This is a genomic window from Rhizobium sp. CF142 (genome assembly GCF_000281145.1).
In the GTDB taxonomy this organism is placed as follows: Bacteria; Pseudomonadota; Alphaproteobacteria; order Rhizobiales; family Rhizobiaceae; genus Rhizobium.
Genome location: NZ_AJWE01000130.1, coordinates 101,608 through 107,772, shown reverse-complemented (window position 1 = coordinate 107,772; position 6,165 = coordinate 101,608). Strand labels below are relative to the sequence as shown.

Below are 6,165 nucleotides of genomic sequence, written 5' to 3'. Positions count from 1 at the left end.
CACATTTTTGCGCGACATGCTTGAAGTCTTTGTTTTACGCATGTCGTTGTCGCAAAATCGCTACACACTTTTGCGCGACATGCTTTAGGGGGAGGCCGTCATGAGTACCTATACGATCCTGATGCAGAACTGCGCCTTCTTCGCCCGCCACGGCGTGCATGCCGAAGAGGAATTCCTCGGCCAGCGTTTCTTCGTGGATGCCGAACTGGAGGTGGAAGCGGGCAGCGCACTGGAAAACGATTCCATCGATGAGACCGTCCACTATGGCACCGCCTTCACCATCATCGAAGAAATCGTCGTCGGCCAGCGGCGCTACCTGATCGAGGCGCTGGCGTTCGATATCGCCAAGGGGCTCTGTAAAAAATTCCCGCAGATTATCAGGGCCAAGATCACGGTGCGCAAGCCGAATGCGCCGATCCCTGGCGTGCTCGATTTCGTGCAGGTGACCGTTGAGCATCGTACCCGATAATCCATTCCGTCTCGCAACGCTCGGCCTCGGCGGCAATATCGGCGATCCGGTCAAGTCCATGGCATCAGCGCTTGCGGTGCTGGACGCCCATCCGGACTGCCGGGTGGCCGCCGTCTCGCGGCTTTACCGCACGCCGCCCTGGGGCAAGACCGACCAGTCCCACTTCTTCAACTCCTGCGCGGCGGTGGAAACACGGCTTGCGCCGGAAGCGCTGCTCGATCTCTGCCTGTTGATCGAGCGGGAGATGAAGCGCGAGCGCATCGAGCGCTGGGGACCGCGCACGCTCGATATCGATGTGCTGACCTATGAGGGTGTCGCGCAGGATGCGCCGCGGCTGGAACTGCCGCATCCACGCATGACGGAGCGGGGCTTCGTGCTGATGCCGCTTGCGGATATCGCGCCCGAACTCACTGTCCGGGGCAGGGCGGTTTCCGCTTGGCTTAGCGGCGCCGACATCGCGGGGATCGAGATCGCGGACGAGAGCCGCGACTGGTGGCGCAAGACTTAGACGGGGCCACCAAGCGCAGGCTGCGAACATCCTCTGCATATCGATGCAGAGATGGATCCAGTTATCGGGCGTCAGACCTGCAGTTTCAAGCACTCAGGGCGAATTGATGCTCGGCAGGAAATCCTCGACCTGCTTGCGGTCAGCGGCAGAAAGCGACTGCACCTGTTCCTGCCAGAAGCGTTCCGCCTCCGGCGGATCCTTCTCCCACTGGCGCACAGTGGTGATGTTATCGTCGATCTTGCAGCGGCGGTGTCCGCCGAGGCGCAGATATTCCTTGGCGAGCTTCAGGCTCCTAGTTTCCGTATCCGCGTTGGTTGCGTTCATGTCCTTCGTCTCCCTGTCCTCGCAGGGTCAAGCCCTGCTGTCCACAAAGAACGTTGCGTAGCGGGAAATGATCCCGATGCCATCACGAAATATGAAGGTAGGGAACGCATGAGCGGTTCTCCTATCGAGGCGGCAGTCAAGCCGCTCTTGCAAACAATAGGAACAACCAAGATCAAAAAGAGAAAAGGCCCGTCTTCGCGGGCCTTCGGACGCTAGCAGCCAAACTAAAAGCGGCGGAAAACCGCCGCCTCAGGAAAATATATTCCGAATGAACAGCTTACTGGATCGAGCCAACAGCCATTTCATCGACCTGGCGGGTTAGCGTCAGGCCGATGACCGGGACCATCTGGCTTTCGACCTTGACCGAAACGGTGACATTCATAGTCTTGTCGTCGCGAACGCGGGCAATCATCGCGCCGTTCAGCTTGGAGCGATTGATACCAACGACGACGGTATCGTCGGTGACGGCGCCGGAGACGATATCAAGACCTTTGCCTTCGGCACCATCGAGGAACTTACCCTTGTAGGTGGAACCGGACTGGGAGATGACGGCGCTCATCGGCTGCTTGAAGACGCCGACGCGGCAGGTACCGTCGAGCTTGATGCCGGCGGAAGAATCATCGGCCGGAGAACCGACGAGATTGCAGGTGAATTTCGTGCCCTTGTACTTGCCGGCGACGATTTCGCCTGGACCCTTCCAGGTGCCGGCGACGGATTCGAAGAAGGCCTTGTCACGGGTTGCGGCAGTGGCGTTGGAAGCGACGTCTGCCACTGGAGACAATGCCGCGGCGGCCAGGCCGCATACAAAAAGAAACTTGCGCGAGTACATGGATTTTCCTTGGCAAACACCACTCGGGAACTGGTCTGAAGTTTTGCCGGAGAATGGTTAATGCTTTCTTTCCGGGCCGCCGAAATGCGTGGAAATACAGGGCTTTCGCGAGGAAATGTTTCTGAGGCAGCGGATGTAGCGCATTGAATCCGCTCAAGTTTTTCGCAGCCTTCATAAGAAGGCCTGAATGTGGCGAAATCCGGCTTTTTTGCTTAAGGGTTGCCGTTGCGCGTCGTCATCGACGGCGTCAAGTCGCCGATAAAGTCACCGATTCCCGGCCGTTTCAGCGCCCGGAAGGTCAGCGGACGGCAGAGATCCATGGCGGCAATGCCGATGCGCGCCGTCATCAGACCATTGATCACGCCTTCGCCGAGTCGGGCCGAGAGCTTCGAGGCGAGCCCGTGGCCCAGCACCTGCTGAACAAGACTATCACCGACGGCAATCGAGCCGGTCACGGCAAGGTGGGCGAGCACGTCACGCATCAATCTCAGCATGCCGAGCGTGCCGGGGCGGCCGCCGTACAGTTCGGCCATGGCGCGGATCAGGCGGGCAGCCTCATAGAGCACATAGAGCAGGTCGACGATGGCGCGGGGGCTGACGGCCGTGACGATCGAGACCCGCTTGGAGGAATTGACGATCAGCGCGCGTGCCCGGCGATCCAGCGGCGCAAGCAGCTCGCGCTCAGCAAGCGCAATCAGATGCGGAGCGTCGATGACCTCGCCTTCGGTCTCCTTCAGCGTGGCTCGGCCCTTGGCGGTTTCCGGCTTGTTGGCGATGAGGCTCATCAGGCGGGCGACGACCGCGCGTGCCTTGGCGGGGCGGGTTTCCAGGATCGCGGCATCGGCTTCGGCCTTGATGGTCTGCACCGCGGCAAGCCGCATCATGCCTGCCGTTTCTCTGATGACGATGGCGATGACGGCGAGGATGCCGATCGCAAGCACGGCAAGGGCGGCATAGCCCAGCCAGTCGGCGCGGTCGAAGAGATCGCGGATCAGCCGGTCGGTCCAGAGGCCGAAGGCGAGCGACAGCAGAATGCCGAAAGCGCCGGCAGCGATGCTGGCGAAGGAGGTGCGGCGCTTGCGCGGGGTGGCGACCGGCAGCGGGCTCGGATCCTGCTCCGGATTGAGGAAGGGATCTTCCTCGTCCGGCGTCAGCACCACCTCACCGGAAAAACTTGCCGGCTTACGGCGTTCTACGCGCGGGGCTTCGGGCGCCGCATTCTCTTCCTCATAGGTGAAGGCGGCGGGGGCGCGGCGCGGCTGATTGGGCTGGTCGATCGGCGGCTTACTCATGCGAGGCGGTCTCCGAACAGGAACTGCATGGCGCGGTCGAGGCGGATATGCGGCACGGAGAGTTTGATACCGCCGCCGGTTTCCTCGAGCTGCGGCGGGCGAAAGCGTACGACACTGACGTCGGGCAGCTCGACCGATGTGTCGCCGGCCTCGATGCGCTCGAACAGGGATTCGGGATTTTCCGCCAGATCGCCGGGAAAGATGGCCGTCTTGCGCTCGCCGTCGAAGGTCTCCCCGGCGATCTTTTCACCGGCCATGGGTGTTCCGACGATGACGGGCAGGTCGTGACCGTCGCGACGCACCGTTGCCTCCCGCGTGGCGCGCACGGAGGCGAGCGCCATGACATCGATGCCTGCGCCGGCCATGCCGATGCGATCGATCGCGCGGTCGACCAGGCGGCGCGTCAGCCGGTCCAGCCGGTCATGGCTTTCGTGGTGCAGATGGTCCGCCTTGGTGGCGGCGACCAGAACACGGTCGATGCGCCGGCCGAGCAGCGACGACAGGATTGAATTGCTGCCGGGGCGAAAGCAGGCGAGCACGTCGGTCAGGGCGCGCTCCAGATCCTGCACGGCTTCCGGACCACGGTTCATCGCCTGCAGCGCATCGACCAGCACGATCTGCCGGTCGAGCCTGGCAAAATGCTCGCGGAAGAAGGGTTTGACGACCACTGACTTATAGGCCTCGTAGCGGCGCTCCATCATCGCCCAGAGCGAGCCGCGCTCGGGCTTTCCATCCGGCGGCAGGGCAAGCGGGGCGAAGGTCAGCGCAGGTGATCCGTCGAGATCGCCGGGCAGCAGGAAACGGCCGGGCGGAAGCGTGGAAAGCGAGCGTTCGTCCGCTTTGCAGGCCTTCAGATAATCGGCAAAGCTGGTGGCGAGATCGCGGGCGACCATTTCATCGGCTGAAGCAGTGATATCTGTCGCTCTCGTCAGCGCCAGCCAGGCACTCGACAGTTCGGCGCGAATGCCGGTTGCGGCAAGCGCAATCGTCTCTTCACTGAAGGTGCGGAAATCCTTGCCGAGCAGAGGCAGGTCGAGTAGCCACTCGCCGGGATAATCGACGATATCGATCGACAGGCGGCCGGGCGAGAACATGCGCGTCCAGGAGCTGGCGCTCTGATAATCCAGCGTAATGCGCAGTTCGGAGATCGCACGGGTGGAATCCGGCCAGATACGCTCCTTCACCAGCGCGCGGATATGATCCTCGTACTGGAACCGCGGTACGGCATCATCGGGCTGCGGCTCCAGGCGGACGGCCGAAACGCGGCCGGATTGAACTGCTTCGAAGAGCGGCAGGCGGCCGCCGTGCAGGAGATTATGGACCAGCGAGGAAATGAAGACGGTCTTGCCGGAGCGGGAAAGGCCGGTGACGCCGAGCCGGATGGTCGGATTGACGAGACCGCTGGCACGGTCAGCAAGATTGTCCAGCGCGATCAGCGCATCGTCGGCAAAGGATGTCAGGCGTGGCGGCAAATCGGAATCCCTGATGGCACTGCCTGCAATATAGGAAAGGGTCGCAGCCCGAAAAAGAAGCGGCGCGAAAAGCTCAGTCGATGACGAAGTCGGCGAGGCGCCAGGCCGCAGTCGTAGCGATGTAATCGATGACGGCGAGACCGGCTGTCGGGAAGCCTTTCGGCACAGAGGCTGCCATAGCCTTTTGGCCGATCAGCGCCGATAGGGCCTGCTCCATGGTCGGGTTATGGCCGACGAGCATGACACTCGTCACATCCTGCGCATCGATGATTTCGAGATAGGTATCGACCGAGGCGTTATAGAGCGTGTCGACGAAGCGCATATCGAGCGTTTCGCCCATGGCGCGATGCACGGCCTCGGCGGTGTCGCGGCAACGAAGCGCGGTCGAGCTGATCAGGATGTCCGGACGGTAGCCCTTGTCGGCGGCGCGGTCGGCGACAATCTCGGCATCGCCGAAACCCTTTTGGCTCAGCGGGCGGTCGAAATCGCGCTGTCCGGGCTCGGCCCAGGCGGCTTCGGCATGACGCAGGAGGTAGATCCGATGGGGTGGAGGCAGGAGGGCGGCCATGGGCAAATCCAGCTTCGAACGGAGCCTTTTCAGTAGCGGTTGCAATCCCGCAACGTCAACCGTCCACAGGCTTCCAACAGCGCGAAAGGGGCGTTCCAACACGGCGTTTTGAAGGCCAAGCAAAAATCGCTGCTCGGAATAATGATGCGAAAATAGACTGTTAGCTCAAATTTATGACAGATTTAAAAATCTGTTTACCTGTCTTATTTGGCTTGAATCGCGGATAGCGCTTGGGATATACACCCGGCCAGATGAGATGTTCTTCAGGAGAATCGCGTTGAGTGAGAAGATCGATCTTAGCAATTATGTTCCCTCGGAAGACGAGGAGTTCATGAATACGAACCAGCGCGCTTATTTCAGAGCCAAGCTGGTTGCCTGGAAAAACGATATCCTTAGAGAAGCGCGCGAAACACTCGACCATCTGGCTGAGGAAAGCGCTAACCACCCTGATCTCGCAGATCGTGCATCCTCCGAAACCGACCGGGCGATCGAACTTCGCGCCCGCGACCGTCAGAGAAAGCTGATCTCCAAGATCGACGCAGCCCTGCAGCGCATCGAAGATGGCACCTACGGCTACTGCGAGGAAACCGGCGAGCCGATCGGCCTGAAACGCCTCGACGCCCGCCCGATCGCCACCCTGTCGATCGAAGCGCAGGAACGCCACGAGCGCCGCGAAAAGGTTTACCGGGACGAATAATCACTT

7 protein-coding genes and 1 pseudogene are annotated in these 6,165 nt (G+C 61.3%); 3 read left to right on the top strand and 5 right to left on the bottom strand.

Annotated elements, in window-relative coordinates; all coding sequences use genetic code 11:
• Nucleotides 1–100 precede the first annotated feature (100 nt).
• The gene (folB, locus tag PMI11_RS33190; RefSeq protein WP_007826332.1) at nt 101–469 is read left to right on the top strand and encodes a dihydroneopterin aldolase; all 369 of its coding nucleotides are present in this window, start codon (nt 101–103) and stop codon (nt 467–469) included.
• A complete protein-coding gene (gene folK / locus PMI11_RS33185) occupies nt 450–977 on the top strand; it encodes a 2-amino-4-hydroxy-6-hydroxymethyldihydropteridine diphosphokinase (RefSeq protein WP_007826331.1) in 528 nt (175 codons plus the stop codon). The genes folB and folK overlap by 20 nt, the downstream gene beginning before the upstream one ends.
• Before the next feature lie 93 nt (nt 978–1,070).
• On the opposite strand, the pseudogene PMI11_RS33180 reads toward folK, so the two are convergent.
• The 5 genes and pseudogenes from PMI11_RS33180 to PMI11_RS33160 form a co-directional block, all read right to left on the bottom strand.
• Nucleotides 1,071–1,283: pseudogene (locus PMI11_RS33180) on the bottom strand (hypothetical protein); the annotation flags it as partial.
• A 295-nt stretch (nt 1,284–1,578) separates the two neighbouring features.
• Nucleotides 1,579–2,130, bottom strand: a complete 552-nt coding sequence (locus tag PMI11_RS33175; RefSeq protein ID WP_007826317.1) for a hypothetical protein — start codon at nt 2,128–2,130, stop codon at nt 1,579–1,581.
• 212 nt (nt 2,131–2,342) lie between these two features.
• A complete protein-coding gene (locus PMI11_RS33170) occupies nt 2,343–3,422 on the bottom strand; it encodes a YcjF family protein (RefSeq protein ID WP_007826311.1) in 1,080 nt (359 codons plus the stop codon).
• The gene (locus PMI11_RS33165; RefSeq protein ID WP_007826305.1) at nt 3,419–4,894 is read right to left on the bottom strand and encodes a YcjX family protein; all 1,476 of its coding nucleotides are present in this window, start codon (nt 4,892–4,894) and stop codon (nt 3,419–3,421) included. Before PMI11_RS33165 ends, PMI11_RS33170 begins: the two co-directional genes overlap by 4 nt.
• A 73-nt stretch (nt 4,895–4,967) precedes the next feature.
• Complete coding sequence (locus tag PMI11_RS33160; protein WP_007826303.1) at nt 4,968–5,462, bottom strand: SixA phosphatase family protein; 495 nt, start codon at nt 5,460–5,462, stop codon at nt 4,968–4,970.
• Between the two features lie 277 nt (nt 5,463–5,739).
• Here PMI11_RS33160 and dksA point away from each other — a divergent pair, with 277 nt between their 5' ends.
• Entirely contained in the window at nt 5,740–6,159 is a 420-nt protein-coding gene (gene dksA / locus PMI11_RS33155) for an RNA polymerase-binding protein DksA (RefSeq protein ID WP_007826301.1), read from the top strand.
• The last annotated feature ends 6 nt before the right edge of the window (nt 6,160–6,165 follow it).